This window comes from Mucilaginibacter sp. (assembly GCF_036568825.1).
Classification (GTDB): domain Bacteria; phylum Bacteroidota; class Bacteroidia; order Sphingobacteriales; family Sphingobacteriaceae; genus Mucilaginibacter.
Window position 1 is genome coordinate 70,935 of sequence record NZ_DATCRU010000060.1, and the last position, 26,287, is coordinate 97,221.

General features: G+C 42.0%; 20 protein-coding genes. 9 read left to right on the forward strand and 11 right to left on the reverse strand.

Annotation, left to right across the window (positions count from 1 at the left end; translation table 11 throughout):
* Positions 1–53: 53 nt before the first annotated feature.
* The 5 genes from metH (at position 54) to VIM89_RS12660 (ending at position 8,879) form a co-directional block, all read left to right on the forward strand.
* Entirely contained in the window at positions 54–3,758 is a 3,705-nt protein-coding gene (metH, locus tag VIM89_RS12640; RefSeq protein WP_488156520.1) for a methionine synthase, read from the forward strand.
* 306 nt (positions 3,759–4,064) lie between these two features.
* Complete coding sequence (gene metF / locus VIM89_RS12645; RefSeq protein WP_488156521.1) at positions 4,065–5,021, forward strand: methylenetetrahydrofolate reductase [NAD(P)H]; 957 nt, start codon at positions 4,065–4,067, stop codon at positions 5,019–5,021.
* 36 nt (positions 5,022–5,057) lie between these two features.
* Positions 5,058–6,314 carry a hypothetical protein gene (locus VIM89_RS12650; RefSeq protein WP_488156522.1) on the forward strand — a complete coding sequence of 419 codons (1,257 nt, stop codon included), beginning with the start codon at positions 5,058–5,060 and terminating at the stop codon, positions 6,312–6,314.
* Between the two features lie 32 nt (positions 6,315–6,346).
* On the forward strand, positions 6,347–7,603 hold the full coding sequence (locus VIM89_RS12655; protein WP_488156523.1) for a hypothetical protein: 1,257 nt from the start codon (positions 6,347–6,349) through the stop codon (positions 7,601–7,603).
* 70 nt (positions 7,604–7,673) lie between these two features.
* Positions 7,674–8,879 carry a hypothetical protein gene (locus tag VIM89_RS12660; RefSeq protein WP_488156524.1) on the forward strand — a complete coding sequence of 402 codons (1,206 nt, stop codon included), beginning with the start codon at positions 7,674–7,676 and terminating at the stop codon, positions 8,877–8,879.
* Positions 8,880–8,930: 51 nt separating this feature from the next.
* Here the strand turns inward: VIM89_RS12660 and thrC are convergent, their stop codons facing one another.
* The 4 genes from thrC to VIM89_RS12680 form a co-directional block, all read right to left on the reverse strand.
* Positions 8,931–10,241, reverse strand: coding sequence for a threonine synthase (thrC, locus tag VIM89_RS12665; RefSeq protein ID WP_488156525.1), 1,311 nt, complete (start codon positions 10,239–10,241; stop codon positions 8,931–8,933).
* Between the two features lie 81 nt (positions 10,242–10,322).
* Complete coding sequence (locus VIM89_RS12670; RefSeq protein WP_488156526.1) at positions 10,323–11,255, reverse strand: homoserine kinase; 933 nt, start codon at positions 11,253–11,255, stop codon at positions 10,323–10,325.
* 2 nt (positions 11,256–11,257) lie between these two features.
* A complete protein-coding gene (gene thrA / locus VIM89_RS12675) occupies positions 11,258–13,708 on the reverse strand; it encodes a bifunctional aspartate kinase/homoserine dehydrogenase I (protein ID WP_488156527.1) in 2,451 nt (816 codons plus the stop codon).
* A 472-nt stretch (positions 13,709–14,180) separates the two neighbouring features.
* The gene (locus VIM89_RS12680) at positions 14,181–15,176 is read right to left on the reverse strand and encodes a hypothetical protein (RefSeq protein WP_488156528.1); all 996 of its coding nucleotides are present in this window, start codon (positions 15,174–15,176) and stop codon (positions 14,181–14,183) included.
* A gap of 281 nt (positions 15,177–15,457) precedes the next feature.
* On the opposite strand from VIM89_RS12680, the gene rsgA reads away from it, so the two are divergent.
* Positions 15,458–16,378 carry a ribosome small subunit-dependent GTPase A gene (rsgA, locus tag VIM89_RS12685; RefSeq protein WP_488156529.1) on the forward strand — a complete coding sequence of 307 codons (921 nt, stop codon included), beginning with the start codon at positions 15,458–15,460 and terminating at the stop codon, positions 16,376–16,378.
* On the opposite strand, the gene VIM89_RS12690 is transcribed toward rsgA, so the two are convergent.
* Positions 16,379–17,407: a hypothetical protein gene (locus VIM89_RS12690; RefSeq protein WP_488156530.1), complete on the reverse strand. Its 1,029-nt coding sequence runs from the start codon at positions 17,405–17,407 to the stop codon at positions 16,379–16,381.
* A gap of 123 nt (positions 17,408–17,530) precedes the next feature.
* Between VIM89_RS12690 and dtd the strand changes: the two genes are divergently transcribed.
* The 3 genes from dtd (at position 17,531) to VIM89_RS12705 (ending at position 19,265) form a co-directional block, all read left to right on the forward strand.
* Positions 17,531–17,989 (forward strand): D-aminoacyl-tRNA deacylase, encoded by a 459-nt coding sequence (gene dtd / locus VIM89_RS12695; RefSeq protein WP_488156531.1) that lies wholly within the window; start codon positions 17,531–17,533, stop codon positions 17,987–17,989.
* 19 nt (positions 17,990–18,008) lie between these two features.
* On the forward strand, positions 18,009–18,335 hold the full coding sequence (locus VIM89_RS12700; RefSeq protein ID WP_488156532.1) for a nucleotide pyrophosphohydrolase: 327 nt from the start codon (positions 18,009–18,011) through the stop codon (positions 18,333–18,335).
* Positions 18,336–18,407: 72 nt separating this feature from the next.
* Positions 18,408–19,265, forward strand: coding sequence for a DUF4349 domain-containing protein (locus VIM89_RS12705; RefSeq protein WP_488156533.1), 858 nt, complete (start codon positions 18,408–18,410; stop codon positions 19,263–19,265).
* A gap of 286 nt (positions 19,266–19,551) precedes the next feature.
* Here VIM89_RS12705 and VIM89_RS12710 read toward each other — a convergent pair whose 3' ends face one another.
* The 6 genes from VIM89_RS12710 to VIM89_RS12735 form a co-directional block, all read right to left on the reverse strand.
* Entirely contained in the window at positions 19,552–20,268 is a 717-nt protein-coding gene (locus VIM89_RS12710) for a 2-phosphosulfolactate phosphatase (RefSeq protein WP_488156534.1), read from the reverse strand.
* Positions 20,269–20,343: 75 nt separating this feature from the next.
* A complete protein-coding gene (gene gcvT, locus VIM89_RS12715; protein WP_488156535.1) occupies positions 20,344–21,423 on the reverse strand; it encodes a glycine cleavage system aminomethyltransferase GcvT in 1,080 nt (359 codons plus the stop codon).
* A gap of 139 nt (positions 21,424–21,562) precedes the next feature.
* Positions 21,563–22,759, reverse strand: coding sequence for a glycosyltransferase family 4 protein (locus VIM89_RS12720; RefSeq protein ID WP_488156536.1), 1,197 nt, complete (start codon positions 22,757–22,759; stop codon positions 21,563–21,565).
* Positions 22,760–22,816: 57 nt separating this feature from the next.
* Entirely contained in the window at positions 22,817–23,413 is a 597-nt protein-coding gene (gene rnhB / locus VIM89_RS12725) for a ribonuclease HII (RefSeq protein ID WP_488156537.1), read from the reverse strand.
* Positions 23,414–23,496: 83 nt separating this feature from the next.
* Entirely contained in the window at positions 23,497–24,732 is a 1,236-nt protein-coding gene (locus tag VIM89_RS12730; RefSeq protein ID WP_488156538.1) for a PP2C family protein-serine/threonine phosphatase, read from the reverse strand.
* Positions 24,733–24,773: 41 nt separating this feature from the next.
* Complete coding sequence (locus VIM89_RS12735; RefSeq protein WP_488156539.1) at positions 24,774–25,958, reverse strand: ABC transporter permease; 1,185 nt, start codon at positions 25,956–25,958, stop codon at positions 24,774–24,776.
* Between the last annotated feature and the right edge of the window lie 329 nt (positions 25,959–26,287).

A 26,287-nucleotide genomic window follows, 5' to 3' on the forward strand; every position in this document is an offset into this window, starting at 1 on the left:
CTAATCTGTTTTCCTGTCTCACATCTCATATCTCACATCTCAAATCTAAGAGAATGGATATAAGAAGAGAATTAGAGAAACGCATACTGGTAATTGACGGGGCGATGGGTACCATGATACAGCGGTACCAACTCACCGAGGATGATTTTCGTGGGGAAAGGTTCCGTGATCACCCTTCTGATCTGAAGGGCAACAACGACCTGCTGAATATTACGCGTCCGGATGTGATCAAAGCTATCCACCAGGAATATATTGACGCAGGTGCCGATATTATCGAGACCAACACCTTCAGCACACAACGCATTTCGCTGGCCGACTACCACATGGAAGAGCTTGGTTACGAACTGAGCTACGAAGGCGCCCGCATTGCCCGCGAAGTGGTGGATGAATACAACAAAAAGCATCCTGAAAGACCACGTTTTGTGGCAGGGGCTGTTGGTCCAACTAACCGTACGGCCTCCATGTCGCCTGATGTAAACGATCCCGGTTTCCGTGCCGTTACTTTTGATGACCTGGCCGAAGCTTATTATGAGCAGGTTCGCGGATTGGTAGATGGTGGCTCTGACCTGTTACTGATCGAGACCATCTTCGATACGCTGAACGCCAAGGCGGCTATTTACGCTATAAAAAGATACGAACAGGAATGCCGCGCGGCGGGTAAAGACCGCAACAGCTACCGCAGTACTTCCAATATCATGATATCGGGCACCATTACGGATGCATCGGGTCGTACCTTATCCGGTCAGACGGTAGAGGCTTTCTGGAACTCAGTTCGCCATGCTGATCTGTTGTCTGTTGGTTTAAACTGTGCTTTAGGTGCCAAAGAAATGCGCCCGCACTTGCTGGAACTTTCTGAAAAGGCTAATGTGTTCATTTCTGCTTATCCCAATGCAGGCTTGCCCAATGAGTTTGGCGGTTATGATGAAATGCCGCATGAAACCGCGCATTTGATTGAAGATTTCCTCGATTCAAATATGGTGAATATCGTCGGCGGATGCTGCGGTACAACGCCTGAACATATCCGTTGCATTGCCGAAAAAGCGGCCAAAGCAACGCCAAGAACCAAACCCGAAATAGAACCATTCCTGCGTTTAAGTGGGTTAGAGTCTGTCAACCTAACACCTGAAACTAACTTTGCGAACATTGGCGAGCGTACCAATATTACCGGATCACCTAAATTTTCTAAGCTGATTTTGGCTGAGGATTATGAAGGCGCGTTGACGGTTGCCCGTCAACAGGTAGAAGGCGGCGCACAGGTGATCGACGTGAATATGGACGAGGGTATGATCGACTCTGAAGCGGCCATGACCAAATTCCTGAACCTGATTGCGTCTGAACCTGATATTGCCAAATTGCCTATCATGGTCGATTCGTCCAAATGGACCGTTATCGAGTCGGGTTTGAAATGTTTACAGGGAAAGGGTATTGTTAACTCGATCTCACTGAAAGAGGGGGAAGATAAATTTAAAGATCAGGCACGAAAAATATTAAGCTATGGCGCTGCCGTGGTGGTGATGGCTTTTGATGAACAAGGTCAGGCGGATTCATTAGCACGCCGTATTGAGATATGCAAACGCAGCTATGATATTTTGGTAAGCGAAGTTGGCTTCCCTCCGCAGGATATCATTTTTGACCCGAATATTTTGACCGTTGCAACAGGTCTGGAAGAACACAATAATTATGCGGTTGATTTTATAGAAGCCACCCGCTGGATCAAACAAAACCTGCCGCTGGCTAAGGTGAGCGGTGGAGTAAGTAATATTTCCTTCTCGTTCCGCGGTAACAATGTGGTGCGTGAGGCGATGCACTCGGCTTTCCTGTATCACGCAATCAAAGCCGGATTGGATATGGGTATCGTAAACGCCGGGATGCTGGAGGTTTACGAAGAAATACCAAAAGACCTGTTAGAATATGTAGAGGATGTGCTGCTTAACCGCCGCCCGGATGCCACCGAGCGCCTTGTTGAATTCGCCGAAACTGTAAAAAGCAAAGGCAAGGAAGTGGTCAAGGACGAGGAATGGCGCAAAGGACCAGTTGAAGAGCGTTTATCTCATGCCTTAGTAAAAGGCATTATCGAATACCTGGATGATGATGTGGAAGAAGCACGACAGAAATTCGCCAAACCGCTGGAAGTGATAGAAGGACCGCTGATGGATGGCATGAACGTAGTAGGTGACCTGTTTGGTGCGGGGAAGATGTTTTTGCCGCAGGTGGTAAAATCGGCCCGCGTGATGAAGAAAGCGGTGGCTTACCTGCTGCCATTTATCGAACTGGAAAAAGCAAATAACGCCGATGCAGATCAGCGCAGCAATGCCGGAAAGGTGCTGATGGCTACAGTAAAAGGCGACGTGCACGATATCGGTAAAAATATTGTCGGAGTGGTATTAGCCTGCAACAATTTCGAGGTAATAGACCTTGGGGTGATGGTTCCGCCACAAAAGATCATTGAAGAAGCAAGAAAACATCAGGTAGATATTATCGGATTGAGTGGGCTGATCACACCATCTCTTGATGAGATGGTGCATTTCGCCAAAGAAATGCAGCGTGAAGGGTTTACGATTCCCCTTATGATCGGCGGAGCCACAACATCACGTATACACGCTGCTGTTAAAGTGGCGCCAAACTATGACCATGGGGTAATCCATGTACTGGATGCTTCGCGTAGCGTAGGTGTTTGCAGTAACCTGATGAATAAAGAAACCCGCGACAGCTATATCCAAACAGTAAAAGAAGAATATGATAAAGCCCGCGAGGCGCATCTGAACAAACGTTCGGACAAACGCTTTGTAAGCATCGATGAGGCGCGGAACTCCAGGCTGCAGATAAACCTTAATGGTTCTATCCCACCAAAACCAACTTTTACAGGTACAAAAGTATTTGAGTCGTTCCCACTTGAAGAGCTTGTACCTTATATCGACTGGACACCATTTTTCCATACCTGGGAGCTGCGCGGATCGTACCCTAAAATATTTGAGGATAAATACGTAGGTGTTGAAGCTAAAAAGCTTTTTGATGATGCACAGGTATTGTTAAAGAGAATCATCAAAGAAAAGCTATTAAAAGCAAATGCTGTGATCGGTTTCTGGCCGGCCAATAGCGTTGGTGATGACATCGAATTATACACTGATGAAACCCGCAAGGAGGTTTTAACCACTATCCATACGCTACGCCAGCAAGCTGAAAAAGTTAAAGGCGAACCGTACTATGCTTTATCCGATTTCATTGCGCCAAAAGATAGCGGTGTGAAAGATTATTGGGGTGGCTTTGCGGTAACGTCAGGTGTGGGTTGTGATGAACTGGTAGCAGAATTTGAAAAAGATCACGACGATTACAACAGTATCATGGCAAAGGCTCTGGCCGATCGTTTGGCTGAAGCTTTTGCTGAAAAAATGCACGAACTGGTTCGCCGCGAATATTGGGGTTATGCCAGGAATGAGGAACTCAGCAACGAAGAGCTGATCAAAGAGCAATACCAGGGCATTCGTCCGGCACCGGGATATCCTGCTTGTCCGGATCATACCGAGAAGGTCACTTTATTCGGCTTATTAAAGGCTGAAGAAAACACAGGAATACAGCTCACAGAAAGTATGGCTATGACGCCGACAGCAGCCGTTAGCGGATTCTATTTTGCACATCCGCAAGCCAGATATTTTGGCCTGGGCAGGATCAGCAAAGACCAGATAGAAGACTACGCCAAACGCAAAAACATGCCTGTTGAAGACGTTGAACGCTGGATGGGACCTAATCTTAACTATTAAATAGGGTGGCAGGTGCAGGGGTTAGTAGCAGCAAGCATATAAAGTTGTTTAAAAAGATATGTCATTTCGAATCTGCAGAGTGGGATGTGCTGTGGCGCAGGTGAGAAAACTTATACGACTGTGCATGACGAACTTTGCAAATCGTATAAGTCTTGTCCTCACCCGAAGCTCAATTCCTACCCCGGTTCGTTCGAAATGACATGTTTTTATATTTGTTCATTAAAAACTTAAACAGCTTCTATATATTTTAGCTGCAAAAATCAACTTAAACAAAACTGCCACTGCTACTGCAAGTGCTACTGAAAAATGAAGATCACCGAACATATACAAAACGCAAAAGGCAAAACACTTTTTTCATTCGAACTGATACCGCCGCTAAAAGGACACAGCATACAGGGGCTTTATGATGCCATCGATCCGTTGATGGAATTTAAACCGCCATTTATTGATGTTACGTCGCTACGCGAGGATTTTATTTATAAGCAGCATGAAAGCGGCTTGCTTGAAAAAGTAAGCTACCGCAAAAGGCCGGGTACCATAGCCATCTGTGCAGCCATCATGAACAAATATAAAGTAGACACTGTTCCGCACCTGCTTTGCGGTGGTTTTACAAAGGTGGAGACAGAATACGCCCTGATAGATTTGCAGTTTTTGGGTATCGAGAATGTGTTAGTACTCCGGGGCGATGCACGTCTTGCCGATTCTTCATTTGTCCCTACTCCGGGCGGACATTGTTACGCTACAGATTTGCTGGAACAGGTTGTAAACATGAACAACGGTAAATACCTGCACGATGAGAACCCCGAAAATCTGAAAACGGATTTTTGCGTTGGCGTAGCCGGTTATCCCGAAAAACATTTTGAAGCGCCCAACTTAAAAACCGACTTCAAATACCTGAAGCAAAAAGTAGATATGGGCGCCAATTTTATTGTTACCCAGATGTTTTTTGATAACCAAAAATATTTCGAGTTTGTAAATAACTGCCGGGCCAATGGCATCAATGTCCCTATCATACCAGGGTTAAAGCCGATCACTAATTCAAAACAGCTGGTCAATCTTTCAAAGACCTTTCATATCGACATGCCCGAGGATCTTTGCGATGCTATAAATGGCTGCAAAAGTGATAAAGACGCCCGCGAAGTAGGTATTGAATGGATGATCAACCAATGTAAAGAGCTGGTTGAATTTGGCGCGCCTGTTTTGCATTTTTATACCATGAGTAATGCAGGCCCGACCAGAAAGATTGCAGAAGCAATATTTTAATTGCTATATTAGAGACCTAAACTATTATCACATTCAATGAAATTACTCCTTGCTGCTTTGCTTGCCGTATTTGCGATTAATTTGTTTGCACAAACTAATTATCAGCCTGGCTACATTGTAAAAAGCAATGGCGACACCGTAAAAGGTTATATCGATTACCGGGAGTGGGCGCAAACTCCAAAAACCATCAACTTTCGCCTTAATAAAAGCAGCGGCGAGATTCAGCCATGCAGTCCGCAGGAAATTAAAGGCTTTGGAATAAGCGGGGTCGAAGAATATATAAGTTATAATGGTTCGATCAGTGCTGATAAAAATGTATTCCCTGATCTTCCAGGCAGACTGGACACTTCCAAAATACAAGCTGTTATATTTCTGAAGTCAATAATCAGGGGGAATCATTTGGCTCTTTATTCACAAAATGATGAAACCAAAACGAGGTTCTTTATTGCCGAGTCAAAAGAATTGCCGGTAGAACTAAAGTATTATCAGTATTATGATAATGCGCATAATACGGTCGAAAGGGCGTTTTACCGTGGGCAGATGATATTTTACATTAATAAATACAAACCTGTTAGTAGCGGCCTTGTAGAATCAGCGCAAAATTTATCCTTTGGAGAAGGACAGCTCGGCAAATTGGTTAACAAAATAAACGAGGTTAATTATGTTGCGGCAAATACAAAAAATAAAAGGTCAGGTGTAAGATTCTTCGTGGGTGCTGGGGTCATCTTTGATAAAATACGTCTTCGCGATCCTGCGTTCCAGGTAAAAACAAACTCCGGCAGTTTCTACTACGATATCAAATCTTACTCGAATTATACTTCACCAGAGATCAATCTCGGCTTCGATCTGTTTGTTAATCCCAACGTTCAAAGGTTCATTTTCCGAACTGATGTCTCATTATCAACACTAAATGGTGGGGTAAATTATCCGATAACGCTTACTAATTATGGCAAATTAAAATTTAATCAATATAAACTGGCTGTAATCCCACAGTTATTGTACAATATTTACAATAAAGAGAAAATAAAATTTTACATCAATGGAGGCGTTTCGGCGAATTTTGCCAAATATTCCAATGTATCTTCAACAAGTGCCGACATTATTAACGTTGATCTTAAGCTCATAGATGAGTTTAATAGTTTCTGGATCAGCATTCCATTGCAAACAGGCATTGTCATCAATAAAAAAGTTGAAATTTCGGCTACCTATGTGCCTTATTCAAAATTTACAACCTTTACCGATTTTACTGTTAGTAATCAATCTTATGCTTTAGGATTACGATATTTCTTTTGATAAAATACGCTGACTAACTATTATCACACTATATGAAACTCTATTTTATTTTGTTCTTTATTGCGCTACCTTCTATACTTTTTGCGCAATCTAATTATCAACCAGGCTACATTGTAAAAAGCAATAGAGACACCGTAAAAGGCTATATTGACTACCGCGAATGGGACCGCACTCCGAAAGCTGTGCAGTTCAAGGTAAATAAAACCGACAGGAATGTATCGGAATTTGATCCCCAATCCATTAGAGCTTTCGGGATTACTGGTTTGGAACATTACATCAGCTATACAGGTCTTATCAGCATGGATAAAACCAGTGTTCCTAATTTGCCTACCGGTTTGGATACCAGCAGGGCGTTACAGAGTATATTTATGAAACGGGTAACTGCCGGAAAGCACCTGGCGTTATATCAACAAAAGGACGATACAAAAAACAGGCTATTTATTGCGGACCGATCCGGAAATATTGTAGAATTAAAATACTACCAATATTACCTGGACATGGAAGACAAAAGGAATAAAGACCACTACGATAATAAAGTAACTGAAGCGACTTATTACAAAGGCCAGTTAATTTATTATGCAAACCAGTTTAATCCCGGTAATACGAGCCTTATAAACGCTATAGAACAGTCTGGATTTGTCGAAGTAGATTTGAAAAATATTGTCGATAAAATAAACGGCGGTAATGTGGGGTTAGTTAACCAACAGCATAAAAAAAGCACTCGTTTTTTTATAGGCGCGGGTGCGAATTATACAGAAAGTGAATTTCACGCTATCATTTATAGGCTGGAGCCGGTTTCGTATTCAATTATCTCAACTACCATATCCCCTAAATTGAATGCAGGGTTCGATTTTTTTGTTAATCCGAATGTACAACAATTGATTATCAGGACAGAACTTAATCTATCATATGCCAGTGCCAAGTTTACCACACCCTATAACTCATTTTATTCCTTCAATCAGTATACAGCAGGCGTAGTCCCACAGATATTATTCAATATTTATAATAAAAATGCTTTCAAATTTTATATAGACGGGGGTCTTTCGCTTAATTTTTCGACATACTCGAACTACAAACTATACTATTTAACTTCTCCCAATGACCCACAAACGCCATACACACTTAACAAGTATTGGGCTAGCTTCCCGCTGCAAGCGGGCATGGTCTTTAATAAAAGGGTAGAGCTTTCTTTTACTTATTCGGGTTTTTCTTCGTACAGCAGTTATGATGGATTTTCTATTGCCAACAGGACAATGAGTGTTGGTGTTAAATATTTGTTCGGTAAATAGTTACCAGGCTTTCCATTAAAATAGATTTAAATTTTTAATCATTAACCAAACCACCATCACAATAACCTAAATGAAATCATATTTAACCGCACTATTTATAATAATCCCTTTTATTCTTTTTGCGCAATCCAATTACCATCCGGGCTTTGTTGTAAAAAACAATGGCGATACCGTAAAGGGTTATATCGACTACCGGGAGTGGGACCGTACGCCAAAGTCGATTCATTTTAAAACAAACGAAAACGGTAATGAAACTTTGGAGTTTGATCCGCAAACAATAAAAACTTTTGAGATTACAGGTCTGGAGCATTACATCAGCTATTCAGGCTTGATAAGTATGGACAAAACCAGCTTCCCTGATCTGCCTGCCGGGCCGGACACAAGTAAAATGTTGCAAACCATATTCCTCAGACAGGTAACAACAGGCAAACACGTTACTCTGTACCAACAAAAAGATGATATCAAAAACCGATTTTTTATCGCAGAGAGTGCAAGCCCTATCATTGAGCTAAACTACTATCAATATTATTCTGATGACAATGTTGTAACCGAGTCTACAGGCTTTAAAGGTCAACTGGGCTATTATATAAACCAGTTTGATGCCAATGACAAAAGTCTGATCAGTTTTACTGAACGGGCGAGCTTTACCGAAAGCAACTTAAGAAAGATAGTTGACAATGTAAACGGAAACAATGCACCAGTAAATCAAAAAATGGAGCCTAAAGGTTCACGATTTTTTGGGGGTATTGGCGCAAACTATACTCAAACCGAGTTTTTCCTGGTTAATTATGCGGTTTCTTCGTATACCACTTCACCACGATTAAATGCAGGCTTTGACATATTTGTTAACCCAAACGTTCAGCAACTAATTTTACGGGCCGAGCTCTCTATTTACTACGTGAATCCGAAATTTAATTTACCTGATGGTAGTGTATATACATTCAGGCAGTATACAGCAGCGTTTACGCCTCAAATTCTATTTAATGTTTACAATAAGGATGCTTTTAAAATTTACATAGACGGCGGGGTCTCCTTCAACTTTTCGGCATACGCAAATGATAAAATAACCTATACCGCTTCAAATACTGTACAAAATTCACCCTACCAGTTGGAGCCTTATTGGGCAAACTTTCCGTTACAAGCAGGTGTAATAATTAATAAGAAGCTGGACTTTGCTTTCACTTATATGGGGTTTGCTGCCTATACCAAATATACCGGGCTATCCGTGTCAAACAGAACTATGGGGGTTGGGTTTAAATACCTGTTAGGCAAATAGATTACAATCATTGCGCAGCTTTGACAACTTTTAAAAGTTGTCAAAGCTATATTACCCATGTTTCAGCAGATATTTTCTGAAGCCTTCAAAGTCAGTTCCCAGTGATGCGGCATGTTTAGTTTTACCTTCCAGGTTCTTTACTTCCTCCGGTATTACGATGGCTTTTGAAATGTGATCAGGCAATACATCCGGGAATTTGCATGGATGAGCAGTTGAAAGGAAGACTCCGGTAGCCTTTCCCGTTGGCTGATCCTGCTGCCAGTCTTTTAATGCCTGCCAGGCGATGGCGGTATGCGGACAAACTACATAATTGTAGCTGTTATATATCTTCTCAATAGCTTGTGTAGTTTCTTCGTCGGTATAACTAAAGCCGATCACTTTTTTGGTAAGTTTATCAGGGTCTGCTTTAAACATATCGGCTATCCGTACCCAGTTGCTTGGGTTTCCTACATCCATTGCGTTGGATATAGTTTGTACCGATGGTTTAGCCTGGTAAACTCCTGTTTTCAAAAATTCTGGCACAGTATCATTGGCGTTTGTTGCGGCAATGAATTGTTCCACAGGCAGACCCATCTTCCATGCCAAAATACCAGCGCCAATATTACCAAAATTACCACTTGGGACTGAGAATACCACTTTATCCTTGTTCTGCTTCAGCAATTGTGCATAAGCATTAAAGTAATAAAAGGTTTGTGGTATCAGACGTGCGATATTAATCGAATTGGCAGAAGTAAGCCTGAATTTTTCACTCAGTTCGGGATCAGTAAAAGCCTGTTTTACCAGTGCCTGGCAGTCATCAAAGGTTCCATCGATCTCTATAGCACGAATATTTTGCCCGTTAGTAGTCAATTGCAATTCTTGTATGCCACTTACTTTTCCTTTTGGATAAAGAATAGTCACTCTGGTATTCGGTACGCCTAAAAAGCCAAGGGCAACTGCACCACCTGTGTCTCCGGAGGTTGCCACCAGTACATCCAATTGCTTCTCGCCTTCCTGCAAAAAGTAGCTCATCACGCGGCTCATAAAGCGTGCACCAAAATCCTTAAACGCTAATGATGGCCCATGCCATAATTCCAATACATTTATGCTGTCTTCCAGCGACACGACCGGTGCATAAAAGTTGATTGCATCTTGTATGATTGTTCTTAAATCACTATCAGGTATGTCATCACCCAAGAGATTTTTGGCCACATGGAACGCGATTTCAGGCAGAGTATAGCCATCTAAATTATTCAGGAACCTGTCATCAAGCCTTGGTGTTTGCACAGGCATATATAAGCCTCTGTCTTGCGGCATGCTATTAAAGACAGCCTCTTTGAATGAAACCTGGTGAGAGTGATTATTGGTGCTATAAAATTTCAATTTCGTATATTTTAAATTCTAAATACTAATTTCTAAACTCTAAAAAATCCAGATTAGGATTTAGAATTTAGAGCTTAGGGTTTATATTACTTTCGGTCCCTGATCATTAATATCAGATACATAAATATTTGAACCGATGCCAGCAGACGCAAGATGATTGTGTAATTTTTGAGCGATCTGCTTAGCTTCTTCTCCACTCTTTGTGAATGCGAAAACCGATGGGCCTGAACCTGAGATACCAAAACTTACCGCACCCATTCCCATAGCCATTTCGCGCATTTTATAAAAATCAGGGATCAGCATTGAACGAACCGGCTCTACCAGGATATCCTTCATACTGCGGCCAATCAGGTCGATATCATTCATGAACAGACCGCTTACCAATCCGGCGATATTGCCCCATTGAGTAACGGCATCTTTCATGTATATCTTATCGCGGATGATTTGCCGGGCCTCACGGGTAGGTACGTCTACATCCGGGAATACGATAGCGCAATACAATCCTTTTGGATGTGGTAATCTTATCACATCTAAAGGCTCATAACTGCGAATGAGTACAAATCCGCCCATCAACGCAGGTGCTACGTTATCTGCATGCCCATGTCCGCAAGCCATTTCCTCGCCTTTCATGGCAAACGGCAATAATTTTGCTACGTCAGTCTCATCACCCAGCAATGTTTTGGCAGCAAACAACCCAGCAACTGTGCTTGCGGAACTTGATCCTAAGCCACTGCCTATCGGCATCTTTTTGTGCAGTTCGATATCCAACCCAATATCCGTACGATTAATACTTTGCAAATAATGCTGAACACTCACGCTAACAGTATTCTTAGCCGGATCTAATGGAAGCCGGCCATTATCCCCTGTTATTTTGCTGATGGTAATACCTGGCTTATCGGTTACCCGCATAATTACTTCATCGCCGGGTTCATTTACGGCAAAGCCCAAAACGTCGAACCCGCAAACCACGTTGGCTACAGTTGCCGGGGCAAAAACTTGTATAGAATCTTTCATGATTAATTGGCCCCCACGTTTATTAAGTCAGCAAATACACCGGCTGCGGTAACTTCCGCGCCTGCACCCGGACCTTTAACTACCAATGGGCGGTCTTTATAACGATCTGTTGTAAACGAAATAATATTATCACTGCCCGAAAGCATGTAGAACGGATGGTTTTCATCAACCATTTGTAAGGTGATGGCTGCTTTTCCGTCTTCTAGCTTGCCGATGTAACGGAGCACTTTCTTTTCTTTTTCAGCCCGCTCCTTTAATTCCGTAAAGTATGCATCCTCCTGTTTTAGCGCAGCATAAAAATCTTCCACTGTTTCTGCTTCCATACAGCTTTTTGGCAGGATACTTTCAATTTGGATATCGGCAGCTTCCATTGGATAACCTGCATCGCGGGCAAGTATCAATATCTTGCGCATAAAGTCAGTACCGCGCAGGTCATCTCGTGGATCGGGTTCGGTATAACCTTTTTCCTGTGCCAGTTTTACCACGTCGTGGAAATTTGCGTCATCTTTAAAATGATTAAAGATGAAAGAGATTGTTCCTGAAAGAATGGCCTCAATACGTTTTACACGGTCACCGCTGTTCATCAGGTCTTTTAGTGTGCGGATAATGGGCAAACCAGCACCAACATTGGTTTCATAAAAGAAATCCACGCCATGCTGACGTGCTGTATCACGGAAGGTTTTATATTGTTTAAAACCAGCCGAATTGCCGATCTTATTGCAGGTAACTATGGATATATTTGACCTGAACACCTGCTCATAAACATCAACGGGCTGCGGACTTGCGGTGTTATCGATAAATACACAATTCGGCAGGTTCATTTCTTTCATTCTCTTCACGAAAGTGCTCAGGTCAGCTTTTTCATTTGATTTCTTTAACTCGTCTTGCCAGTTATCCAAAGAGAAGCCATCCGAATTGAATACCATCTTATGGGTATTGCTGATTCCTACTATTTTTACCTGTATGCCGTTATTCTGCTGTAGAAACTCGCTATGCTCATTCAACTGGCGGAATAAGGTTGTTCCAATATTGCCTGTGCCGAGGCAAAAGGCATGAAGCGTCTTATTCAGCTGAACAAAGAATGCATCGTGTACAGCATTCAACGCTTTGGCTAAATCACTTTGAGAAATAATTACGGAGATATTGTATTCGGATGATCCCTGTGCAATAGCCCTTACATTGACACCATTACGGCCAAGCGCATGGAACAATTTGCCGGATATACCAGGCGTTTGCTTCATGTTTTCGCCCACTATAGCCAATATGGAGAGGTCCTGTTCGATATCGGGTTGATCTAATTTATTAGCCAGGAGTTCCAGTTCAAATTCCTGTTCTATCACCCGTTGTGCTTTAGCTGCGTCATGCGGATTCACTGCAAAAGTGATGCTGTGCTCGGATGAAGATTGCGTGATCAAAATAATATTGATCTGCTCGCGGGCCAGTAGGGAAAACAACCTGCCACTGAATCCCGACTTACCTACCATACCGCTGCCCTGAACGTTAATAATGCTGATATCACTGATAGACGAAATCCCTTTAATAGGTAGTGAAGATGCTTTGCAATGGTGCTGAATAACCGTCCCTTCAAAATCAACCTCAAAAGTATTTTTTATAACGATTGGGATTTTCTTTAAAAATGCAGGAATCATAGTTGGCGGATAGATCACTTTCGCACCGAAGTAAGAAAGTTCCATGGCTTCGGTGTAGGTTAATTCAGGCAACGAAAATGCTTTTTTCACCATGCGTGGATCGGCAGTCATCATGCCGTTTACGTCGGTCCATATTTGGATTTCGGAAGCATTTAAAGCTGCGCCAAATATAGCAGCAGTATAATCGCTGCCACCGCGACCTAAAGTAGTGATCTGTCCGGCATCGTTAGAGGCAATGAAACCGGTTACAAACAGCATCTTGCCCGGATTTTCCTGAATAAAACCTTTTATCAGTAATTCGGTCAGTTCCATATTCACTTTGGCGTGGCCGAAATCGCTGTCAGTTTTGATCAGCTCGGAGGCATCTACAAACAAAGCTTCAGGAAAATACTGTGCTGCCATTTTGCTGATCATTAGTGTAGAACAGCGTTCACCATAGCTCAAGATCAGGTCCTTGGTTTTTGCGGTAAGCTCACGGAGTGTTGATACACCCTGTAGCAATTCCTCCAGGTGATTAAAGTTGATCTTCAGCCTGGTATAGGCAGGGTTTTGATTTTGCACGGTCAGTAATGTGCGGACCATATCAAAGTGGCGTGTTTCCAGTTCTGCGAGCTGAGCGGTAAAGTCTTCACCTCTCGATGCCTTTTCGGCCATTGCTGAAAGCAGGTTAGTTACTCCGCCCATTGCCGACAAGACCGTTATTGGCTTTTCGCCGGCTTTATATTCCCTTTTTAATATATCGATCACAGTGCTGATGCTTTGCGCCGAACCGACTGAAGTGCCTCCGAATTTTAAAATCTTCATTGTAATAAAGTAAAAAAGCCTTCCTCTTTTCGGAGGAAGGCTTGCTGTTGTTTCTTTTTTATGTTTTACACCACAAGATTATCTTCCTCCGGAAATCGATCCGGTGGTAGTTGTTGTAATTATGGTGCTGTTAATTTTCATTAAGAGAATTTGTTTTTTAAAGGCAATGAAGCTATCATGAGTGATTGTTTATTACCAAAGGCAACTCATGATGGTATCATGTTCTTTAATGTCTGTAAAGTAAGTAGATATTTTTTGAATAAACAAATAGTATTTGTTTTTAATTTCTGAGGATGGAAATGATTGATTATAGCTGACCGTTCAACGGTTCGCGGAAAAAGTCTGTCATATAGCAAGTTGAGGGCCTTTCAACCGGCAACTTTTTTATGAAATTCATAGGTAGATGAAGACAGGCTTAGGTGATACTTTCGTATCGCCATAAAACTAATTATATAGTTCTAATTAAAAAAATTTACTTTGTAACAATTGCGATACTATTCGCCTCGCCATATTTTGGCAGAATTACCATCGTGTTGTTTTTCCAGTAAACAGCGTTGTTTTTCCTGGGAGTGGCGCTGGTTTGTACACCGGCTAAATAAACATCACTTTCGGTTACAGCGACATCATTAACAACTGTACCCAACGGAAATTTAGTTAATTCACCATTTTTCCAGTAAGCTCCGTACGGTCCGTGACTGTCTCTTCCTGAAACATACACATCCGAACCACTAACTGCAATTCCATTAGCTGCAAATGCTGAGCCATTCTGAGATAGCGTAACTGCGATACCATTTTTCCAATAAGTGGCGCCTCCGGTACTACCAACAAATCCGGCCAAATACACATCATTCCCATCAAGAAGAATGTCAGAACAATTTCCAACATCGGTAGTAGATAATACCGAGTCTTTGCCGTTTTTCCAGTAACTGGCATAATTATTATTGCTAAAGCCTGCTACATAAATATCATTCCCGCTTACTGCAATAGCACTGGCAGAAGAAGCCGATGAATTATCACCCAGCATTGTTTGGCTGCCATTTTTCCAATAAACAGCTACCGATTGAATAGTACCTATTGTACCGCTCACATACACATCTGTGCCGTTAACGGCTATGCCCGTAGCCCGGGTTTCAGTGCTTCCGTCACTCAGGTTAGTGATCATACCATTTTTCCAGTAACAGGCTACTGCATTTCCCAACTTCTGACGGGTAAATCCTGCCATGTATACATCCATGCCGCTAACAACGATAGAGGTGACCACTGAATTAAGCGTGCTGTCGCCAAAAGCCGTAGCGACGCCGTTTTTCCAATAGGTTGCAACAAAATTTCCGTTTGATGCAATGGTAAATCCACCTACATAAATATCTACCGGTTTTGGCTGGTGAGGAGGTATTTTTTCGCCTTTCATACATGCCTGTATAGCCAACATTAGCACCAGGACGAAAAGAAGTAAAGGTTTTGATTTCATAAAATAAACTACAAATTGTATCAGCAATTGAAAATTGATTTCCAATAACAATAGTTTACCTTGAATAATTTGAGGGGGCCGGCCACGATCAACCCGCTGATGTATAAAGTATCAGGCGAGAGATTTGTTTGAGTTTTATGAAAATGATTTTATGCTAAACGAAATATTTAGCCATTAACTAAATACAAGCATCTACTGAATTAACCATCAATTTCCAGGTATTTAAGGTCGTTCCGGCTTTATTTCGGTCACCCTGCTAAATTTGATACCTTTGCATACTCATGGAGGGACTTGTAACCAAATCGACCGGCAGCTGGTACCAGGTGTTAACTAATAATGGGCAAAAATATGACTGCCGTATCAAGGGCATATTCCGCACCAAAGGCATTACCACTACCAATCCTATCGCTGTAGGTGATCATGTCGATTTTGAACTGGAGCCCGAGCAGGGAACCGGTGTGATCACCAAACTCCATCCGCGAAAAAACTATATTATTCGTAAATCGGTTAACCTGTCAAAACAGGCGCAGATCATTGCCGCTAATCTCGATCAGGCATTACTGATTGTTACTTTGGCATCGCCGCGTACTTCACTGGGGTTTATCGACCGCTTCCTGGTAACTGCAGAGGCATATGATGTTCCCGCCGGACTAGTGTTTAACAAGCTCGATCTTTTCAGTGATGAAGGACTTGAAATATTGGCTGAGTACACATTGATTTATGAAAGAATAGGCTATCCATGCTATGAGGTATCTGCACTAAATGGGACCAATGTAGAGCAGGTATCTGCCATTATAAAAGATAAAATGACTCTGTTCTCAGGTCACTCTGGTGTTGGTAAATCGAGCCTGATCAATTCACTTGTGCCGGATCTTCAATTGCGGACTACACAAATCTCCGAATGGCACGACAAAGGCGTTCATACCACTACATTTGCCGAGATGTTTGAACTGCCGGAGGGCGGATATATCATCGATACGCCCGGTATACGCGAACTGGGTGTGATCGACATAGAAAAAAATGAGCTTAGCCATTTCTTCCCCGAAATGCGTGCACTTTTGAATCAATGCCGTTTTAACAGTTGCCGTCACATCAACGAGCCTGGCTGTGCCGTGATAAAAGCCGTTGAGGAAGGCGATATCGAACTATCCCGTTATGAAAGCTATCTGAGCATTTATAACGGGAATGATACCAGGGCGTGATTAATGCGGGACTACTATAATGCCTTTAATATCATTTAATCCTTTACTAAATAGATAAGGAATTCCATTGCGCCAATAAATCGAACCTTCGGGCGATGCGGATAAACCTCCTGCCACGTATATATCATTGCCGTCCAAAGCCACATATGACGCGTCTATCAAATTGCCGATATTGCCAGGAGAAAGATTTACTGCAGTGCCGTTCTTCCAATAAGTCACCACTGCATTGGAGAAACCTGACACATATGTATCTGATCCATTAACAATTATGCTGTTTGCAACCGCCACACCGGGTTTTGAAAGCACTGTAGCTACACCATTTTTCCATAAAGTTGCACCATCGTTTGTATATCCGGTAACATAAACATCAGTACCGCTCACGGCAATTCCTGTTGCCTGAGTAGATGTGCCGGGCAGAGGCGCAGGCGACAATTGTGTTAAAATACCATTTTTCCAATAAGCAGCCTGGAAAACACCCGCTACACTAATAGTATAGCCGGCCAGGTAAACATCATTTCCATTGACAGCAATAGCATTTGCTACCGAATTCAATAATTGATTGGGTTGAACTGATGTTGCAACTCCATTTTTCCAATAGGTAGCTTTAGCATCTATATCTCCGGCTATATAAATATCATTCCCATTAGTTGTGATGGCAAAAGCTTCAGTTGTTGACTGGGACACTTTTAATGATGTGAGCACTCCATTTTTCCAATAAGCAGCTCCCCCGCCGGATCTTCCTGTTACATAGATGTCATTCCCGCTTATGGCTATACCAGTTGCGTCATCGCCCGAACTAAGAACGGTAGCTACGCCATTTTTCCAATACGTAGCTGCATTTTTGTTTCCTTGTTCAGAAGTGCCAACAAAGTATACATCTGCATCAGAAGACCATATCGGAGTCGTTACAATTGAATCAGTTTTGATTGGGTTCGTGGGTGGTTTGGGGGTCGGGTTGGAATTTTTTGAACAAGATGTTATTGCAAAAACTGCAATCAATAGTAAAGCAGGATAAAGCTTTGATTTCATACGGATAAGGTTCAGTATAAATATAATTTGTTTTAACCCATTTGGGGCTACATCCAAATATATGAATTTTTAAAACAAATGCCTCCTTATCTTTATCTTGCTCAACAAATCGATTCAATATCAATGAGAGCAGTATTACAACGTGTAACACAAGCCAGCTGTACAGTCGATGGTAAAATCACCGGAGAAATAAAAAAAGGTTTTTTGGTTTTGTTAGGCATTGAAGACGCCGATACCAATGATGACTTGCAATGGCTGGCACAAAAGATAGCTTCAATGCGTGTATTTGGTGATGAAAACGGCTTGATGAATAAAGCTTTGGCTGATGTGAATGGTGATATATTGCTCATCTCACAGTTTACTCTGTTTGCATCAAGTAAAAAAGGAAACCGTCCCGGCTTTACCCGTGCAGCACGTCCAGACAAGGCCATACCTATGTATGAACAGATGATCAAAGTACTCGAAGAACTGACCAATAAAAAAGTAGCCACAGGTATATTTGGTGCTGATATGAAGATCAGTTTGCTGAACGATGGGCCCGTAACGATCATTATGGATACCAAGGATAAAGACAATCATTAAAATCTTTTAATCGTGTTTTATGGAAATCAAGGAAGCGCAACATCTTGTAGACGAATGGATAAAAACAACCGGTATCCGTTACTTTAACGAACTGACCAATACCGCCATTTTAATGGAAGAAGTGGGCGAGGTAGCCCGGATAATGGCAAGGCAATACGGTGAGCAGTCGTTCAAGAAATCGGATACGGAAGTGAATCTTGCCGACGAGATGGCTGATGTGCTTTTTGTGCTGATCTGCCTGGCGAACCAAACCGGAATTGACCTGACAGATGCATTGGAAAAAAATATGCAGAAGAAAAGCATCCGCGACGCTGACAGGCACAGGAATAACGAGAAGCTGAAATAAGTATACAACGTTTCGGGCAAGGAACATCCATTTAACAACAATTTAAAATGGAAAAAATTAAAAAAACTTGTCATGAAACGTGTATTAACAATAGTGCTTATCGCATTTATATTTAACGGGTGCAAACAGGCATCCACTCCTGAAAAAGAGTTTAAAGTTGCAACACTTGAAAAGGCCAAAGTCAGTCCTGTAAACGAAAATCAAGATAAAATCGCCAACACGAATGCATCTCCCAGCAGTCCGCAACAGATCATTTCTGACACCTCAAAGAAACTTATCAAAACCGGTGATATCAGTTTTGAAACCGGCAATTTGTATGGCACACGTAAGAAGATCATTACTTCTTTAAGAAACCTGGGCGGCTATGTGTCCGAGGAAAATGAAACAAATGATTCCTATCGCCGTGGTCTGACTTTGAAGTTGCGTGTGCCTTCTAAAAATTTCGATCTGTTATTGGATTCCGTTTCTGGTAATGCAGCCAAGATTGACTCCAAGAACGTCCGTGTTGCTGATATGACTTCACAGTTTATCGATATCAAAACCAGCCTGGCCAATCAGCAATTACTCGAAAAGCGTTACCAGGAATTGTTGAAACGATCTGACAAAATGAGCGATGTGCTGCAGATTGAAAATAAGCTTACTGAGATCCGCACTTCAATCGATTCTACTCAGGGAACGCTGAATTATCTGAGCAGACAGGTTGCTTATAGTACCCTCGAAGTTAATTTCTACAGCGAACAAACACCTCAATACAGCGGAACAACTATCGGTGACCGACTGGGCTCATCCCTGAAAGGCGGATGGGAGTTAATGCAGAACCTGTTCTTTGGTATTATCAATATATGGCCATTGGTAATCGTAGCGGTGGTAATCTATATGGTTATAAAAAGATGGAGGGCCAAAAGAAAACTCAGGGTAGTGCAGCAATAAAAAATGTGGCAGCAGACTTACGAGTGGTAATGTGTGTGAATCTGAGAAAAAGCCGCTGCTGCCACTACTGAAACACTATGCTAATATAAAATATTATTTTGAAAAATTAAATAATTTAGAATTATATTTTTATTTAACATTTTTTAACATAATTAAATTACGATATATGCGTTTATAGAATAGCATATATAGATGAGACTGGCTAATGCGATTTTGCAGAGTTAATCATTAGCCGTTGCAGCGATGTGGTAGCAGATAGATCGAGTATTGAGGTTTGCTGCTGCCACTACTGCAATTTTACCAGGCGTTGCCCGTGTAAAATGGGGATAGCGGTAGTAATATCCACATTCAGGCAAAAAGCAATATCCGCTTCGATACCTAATTTTTTTAAGCGTTCGCTGTGCGAGGTTTTTGCCAGGTAGGCATTCAGATCCTTTTTACCATCCTGGTAAAGGTCATTGGCAGCGATGGCAGCATCGTCGGTTTTGTAGTCCCCGGCTTTAAGTTGATCAACTACAGCGCCCGCAAACAAAGTATCTTCCAGATTGAAGTTATTTTTCCATCCGGCACAAACTAACAGGATATTCTCATTTTGTGTTTTAAGCCAGTTGCAAAGCGAGGTCAGGTTTAAAAATGAACCGATCACTATCTTTTTAGCCGATCTGGATAAATGCAGAGCGTGTGTACCATTTGTGGTAGTTAGTACAACGGTTTTGCCTGCTACTTTTTCTTTTGTATAAGAGAACGGAGAATTGCCAAAATCAAAACCTGCTACCACTTCTCCATTACGTTCGGCAGCCAGCAAAAAGCTGCTTTCTTTATCGCGGTAGGCGATGCATTCTTCTACTTCTGCTACAGGTATAATCGCTTCAGCGCCATTGTCAATGCCATAACAAATGGATGATGTAGCGCGGAAAATATCTATAATAACAGCAATATATTCGTCGACCTGGTATAGCGGTAAAAGCGAAGGGCTAAGGCAAACATTTAGATTCTTGGTCATTGGTCATTAGTCATTGGTCATTAATTACTGGTCATTAGTCATGTCTTACCCATGACTAATGACCGTGACTAATGACTATTTATAGAATGGAGGTTTTACAACCTTTGCCTTTACTTTATTGTCGCGGATGCTGATGAATATCTCGGTGCCTTCTTTAGCGAACTCATTTTTTACATAGCCCATGCCAATAGCTTTTTGTAATGATGGCGATTGGGTGCCTGATGTTACTTTTCCTATTGTATTTCCATCAGCATCAACGATCTCATAGTCGTGACGTGGTATGCCGCGATCGATCATTTCAAAGCCTACCAGTTTGCGTTTTGAACCCTCCTGCTTTTGCTGTTGCAATGCTTCTGAATTAGTAAAATCTTTAGTGAATTTGGTTACCCAGCCCAAGCCTGCTTCTAATGGAGAGGTTGCGTCATCAATATCATTGCCATATAAGCAGAAACCCATCTCCAAACGCAAAGTATCGCGGGCTCCCAGGCCGATCGGTTTTATACCAAATGCAGCGCCTGCTTCAAAAACAGCGTTCCAAAGTTTTTCAGCGTCTTTATTATCAACATAGATTTCGAAACCACCCGCTCCGGTATAACCCGTAGCTGAAAGTAACACGTTATCGATACCTGCAAAAGTTCCTTTTTTGAAGGTGTAGTATTCCATCGAACCCAGGTCAATGTCAGTCAGGCTTTGCAGAGCATCTGCTGCTTTTGGACCTTGAACTGCTAGTAATGAAGTACGGTCAGAAATATCTTTCATCTCCACGCCTTCGGTATTGAATTTGGATATCCAGTTCCAGTCTTTTTCGATGTTGGAAGCGTTTACCACCAGCATATAAGTTTTCTCGTCAATACGGTAAACCAATAAGTCGTCCACAATGCCGCCGTCCTCATTTGGCAGGCAGGAATATTGCACCTTGCCGTCATATAATTTTGAGGCGTCGTTACTGGTAACGCGCTGGATCAGGTCGAGCGCTTTTTCGCCTTTCAGAATAAACTCGCCCATGTGGCTCACATCAAACACCCCAACTCCCTTGCGAACAGTTTCATGTTCAACATTGATCCCTGCGTACTGCACAGGCATATTATACCCCGCAAAAGGCACCATCTTGGCGCCCAACTGAACGTGTTTATCGGTTAAAGCCGTATTCTTCATATCAAACTAATTGGCGGCAAAAGTAATAAATTGGTTGAAAGGTTGAAAAAGTTGTAGTGGTTGTAATTGTTATCAATCGCTTGTGATTCTTCTACAACCACTCCAACATCTACAACCTTTACAACTTCTACAACTAATCTCAACCTAACGACTCATAAATTCCCACCAGTATCTTCGTCACTTTATTTACATCATGCTGCTGTTCTATCAGCTTACGGGCGTTTATACCTACTGCTTTAATATAATCCTCATCAGCTACACAGCGTTTTATGGCTTTCAGGAATTCGTCGCGAGTGTTTGCGATGAGGATATTTACGCCATTTTTGTAGTTGATGCCTTCGGCGCCAAGTGAAGTGGAGATGATACATTTCTGCATAGCCATGCCTTCAACAATTTTTACACGCATACCGCCACCTGACAACAGAGGGACAAGCATAATCGATTTACTGTTTACAAACTCCAATCCGTCATCTACTTCGCCCTGGATGAATACTTTTCCCAGTATATCATAATCATCAAATTCTTCCGGTATCTCGTTGCCCGCAACATAAAAACGCACCCGTAATTCATCATTCACAAAATCAGCGTGAAATGTTTTCAAGAACCATTCGATGCCCTCGCGGTTTGGCATCCAATCCAGCGAACCCAAAAAGAAAAGGCTTGGGAACTCGGTTTTTGAAAAATTAGGTTTGTAATGATCCAGGTCGACACCAAAGGGGACAATCTCCACAGGTATGGTAGCGCCATAATGCATAATAGTATTCCGGTCCTGTTCGGTAAAAACGGTGATAGCATTAAACCTATTGATCTGCTGCAGCTCGTAATTTTTTATACGGCGGGCCATCAACTTTAAATAGAACTTTTTGAATGGATCTGTCTTTTGCTGTGCCAGCGTTTCCCAGGTATGATGCTCAATATTATGCGCCCGGTAAACCAATTTGGATGAACAATTTTTCCTGACAGAATCCACATATGGGGCTACAAATAATCCTTCAAACTGAACAATGTCATACTCTGTGTTCCTTATAGTTCGGATCAAAAGCTTATCAAATTCCTCGTCGTAATATTTATCGATGTTATAGGTTGTTTTGCTGAAGATGTCCAGTATGCCATCAAAAAACGACACACTTGCATCTATATCATAGACCCTGTAGTTTATTTTATCCAGCAGCTCATCCGGTTCATCGCTTTCGTGAATATGCTTCTTAGTATTTAAAGCCACCAACGATACCTCATGCCCTAAATTAACTAAGCCGAGCACCGTATTGCAAACCACAATAGGGTAACCCCCGTTGCGCGGGAATGGTACTCGGTGTGTTAAAATGAGGATCTTCAACTGGAATAAGTGGTTTTAACAAAAGTAAAAACCCGCAATGCCGAATCAAAACATCTTTTAGAAAATACTTAGCTGCGGGTCGCTTACACGAAAAGTGCGGCGATGATAAGGTGTAAAGCCCATTTTTAAAACGGCTTCGCGGTGCTTTATTGTTGGATAGCCTTTATTGCTGTGCCAATCGTACTCAGGGTGCTCCAAAGCTATCTGCTTCATAAAATCATCCCGGTAGGTTTTTGCGAGGATGGATGCAGCAGCAATACTGAAATACTTGGCGTCGCCTTCTACAATACATTGATGTGGCACTTTTTTGTATTTATTAAAACGATTACCATCAATAATTAAAAATTCCGGAATTATTGACAGCTGTTCTATCGCCCGGTGCATCGCCAGGAACGAGGCATTGAGGATATTGATCTCGTCTATTTCATTATTATCAACCGAAGCGACAGCAAAGGCAACCGCAGTTTGCTCGATCTCATCTCTAAGCTGGTATCTTATTTCTTCGGTAACTTGTTTAGAATCGTTAAGCAGCGGATGGTCAAACCCATCGGGCAGGATAACGGCTGCGGCAAAGACAGGTCCGGCAAGGCATCCCCGACCAGCTTCATCACATCCCGCCTCAATAAATTCAAACTGATACCTGCCTGCTAACATTTTTCAAAAATAGAGTAACGTTGTAAAAGTTGGAAATGTTATAGGCGTTGGAAGGGTTTATATATGGATTAATTTTCCACAATTTAAAAAATCCTGATTGTGAGCAAGGTAATGTCATCGATAGGCTTACCTTTAACAATAAGGTTAAGATGATCGAGGAGGGTTTGGTTAAATTTATCAGGAGATAGGTTACCGTTGCTCACTACAAAGTCTATCAGTTTATCTTCATCCCAGGTTTTTTGGGTAGGCACATCGTAATCCATCAAACCGTCAGTATAATTAAATATTAGTGTGCCTGGTTCAATATCTACTTCGCCTTGATTCAAAAATGGCAGCTCATCAAAAGCGCCGATCATGGTAGTTCCCAGTTTAAGCGGAATTGCTTCACCATCTTTAAATAAAATGGAAGGGTTATGCCCGGCATTGATAAAGTTCAGCTTGCGGGTATGACCATTATATTTTGCAAGGAAGAGTGTGATAAACCTTTCACCTTTGGTATTTCTAAGCATGATCTGGTTTAGGCGCTCGATGATATTGGTCAGGTCATCCTCCACTACAGCCCATGCACGTAAGCTCGCCTGGAAATTGGCCATCAATAAAGCCGCCGAAATTCCCTTGCCAGAAACGTCGGCAATGCACCACATAAACTCATGATCATTAATGCGGATGAAATCAAAATAATCGCCGCCTATATTTTGATGCGGGAAGTATTTGGCGCCGATCTCTACTGCTGAATCCTTATGAAACCTCAGCGGGATCAGCATATTTTGCACTTCCTGGGCAAGCTCCATTTCACGTTTAAAACGCTCCGATTCCATTCGCTCGCGGAATAGCTTTTTGTTCTCTAAGGCCACCACGATCACGTTGATCAGTGTCTGGATAAAGTTCAAATCATTGTTCAGCATCTCGTCGGTAGTATTAAACTCACCGATCAGGGCATAAGCTAATGGCTTGCTTTTGTGATAGAAGGGAATAAAGTAGTCGTAGTTTTTTAGTAAGGAGTCCGTTTGTTGTGTGAGCGGGGATGCAACTTTGGTTTTCAGCTTCTTACAGGCATTGTGAAGAGATTTGGTAGTTTCTATTTCGCCCCCATAACTGGATATACAAACAAAGCTGCCTTCGTGCTCAATTAAAAAGCGTAGCCTGCCCACCTGCAGATAATTCTGCATTATTACTTCGAGCATCTGGATCAGTACAGGTGTCGAAATATTCTTGTTAATAGCCCTGGTAACCTCAAGCAATGAGTTCAATTCTGACTGCCTTTTAAGCAGCAACCTGATTAACTCATCCTCGCCGGAAATTTCCTCGATACTTTGCATTTATGGGTTTAGAGACAGATCAAAATAATGAATAAATTTTCTTAAATCCGTGTACTTTGTGATTTTATGTCAAATGCGTCCCGCAAACCAACCGTCACCAAATTAAAGGCATAAACCATCAGCATAATGGCCAAACCCGGCAATACGGCAAGATAAGCAGAATTCATAATAATATAACCATAATGTTCTTTTATCATGCTTCCCCAGGTTGGTGTAGGCGGTTGCGCGCCAAAACCCAGGAAGCTCAAACCCGCCTCCAGCAAAATTGCCGATGCAAAGTTTGATGAAGCTAATACCAATATTGGCCCTATGATGTTTGGTAAAATGTGACGGCGAATGATCCGGACGTTATTAAAACCAAGTGACCGGGCAGCTTCAACAAACTCCACCTGCTTTAAACTCAAAACCTGACCGCGTACCAGTCGGCCAACTTCGACCCACATAGAAAGTCCAACAGCAATAAATACTTCCCACAAACCTTTGCCCAAAGCAAAGGAAATAGCGATAACCAGCAGCAAAGCCGGCAAGGCCCACAAAATATTCATCAGCCAGCTTAAAGATGCATCAATCCATCCACCAAAATAACCTGCAACGGCGCCAACTGTTATGCCTAAAAGTAAACTTATGATTACGGACATAAAACCCACAGCAAGCGATACCCTTGCGCCTAATATTAAACGACTCAACAAATCACGACCGTAGGTATCCGTTCCTAGCCAAAAGGTGCGCTTAACAATTTGCTCTGAAACGATTTTATCTTCCAGTTGCTTAGCGTTAACCAATATAGGGCCGTACTCCGATTTAAATTTCACTAAGTCAGATGTTTTTTTGCCGGTGAGCACTTCGACTACACTATAGCCTTTTTCTTCAGGTTTATCCTCGTCGCCGATGTATTCATCTACATAGATCGAATCATGTGCAAAATGATATCCTTTGATGGGTACTTCTTTAAAAAAGGCTGGTTGTCCAAATAACATTTTCCTGAAAGGATTTACGGTATCAACAGGCTCGCTTTTACGGATTTGCAGCATGGTAAAAGTAGCTCCGGGCTTTTTGACGCTGAGCTGAATGATCATGTTATTGGCGCGGGGAGTAGAATCGGGCATGATGAGATAGCCCAATAAAGCAATCACGACAGAGAGAATGATAAACACTAATCCTGCGACAGCAATTTTATTCTGTTTGAATGCCTTCCAGGTACGCTGGGATGGGGTTAGTTCTGCCAATGCTTTTCGAAATAGATCAGTTGGCTAAATATCGCTTATTTGGCCCTAATCGCAAAGTTTTATCGAAACTTGTTACCCGTACCTATGACCCATAGGGTCTGCCGCTTTGTAGGAAAGAAGTCAATAAATAAAAATTGTACCCTGTAGGGGTTATCCTTCATCCGTAATCCAAAACATGTTAGTCGGCCAAGGGTAGCCTCTACGAGCAATGTCATTAAGTTAAGGATTAGTATGCTGGTTTAAAGTTTGAATAGGTTCGGAATTTACTTTTTGAGTGTTTATTTTTTATTGTTCTCTCAAAGGCCCGGCCTTTTCTTATGGGTAACGTG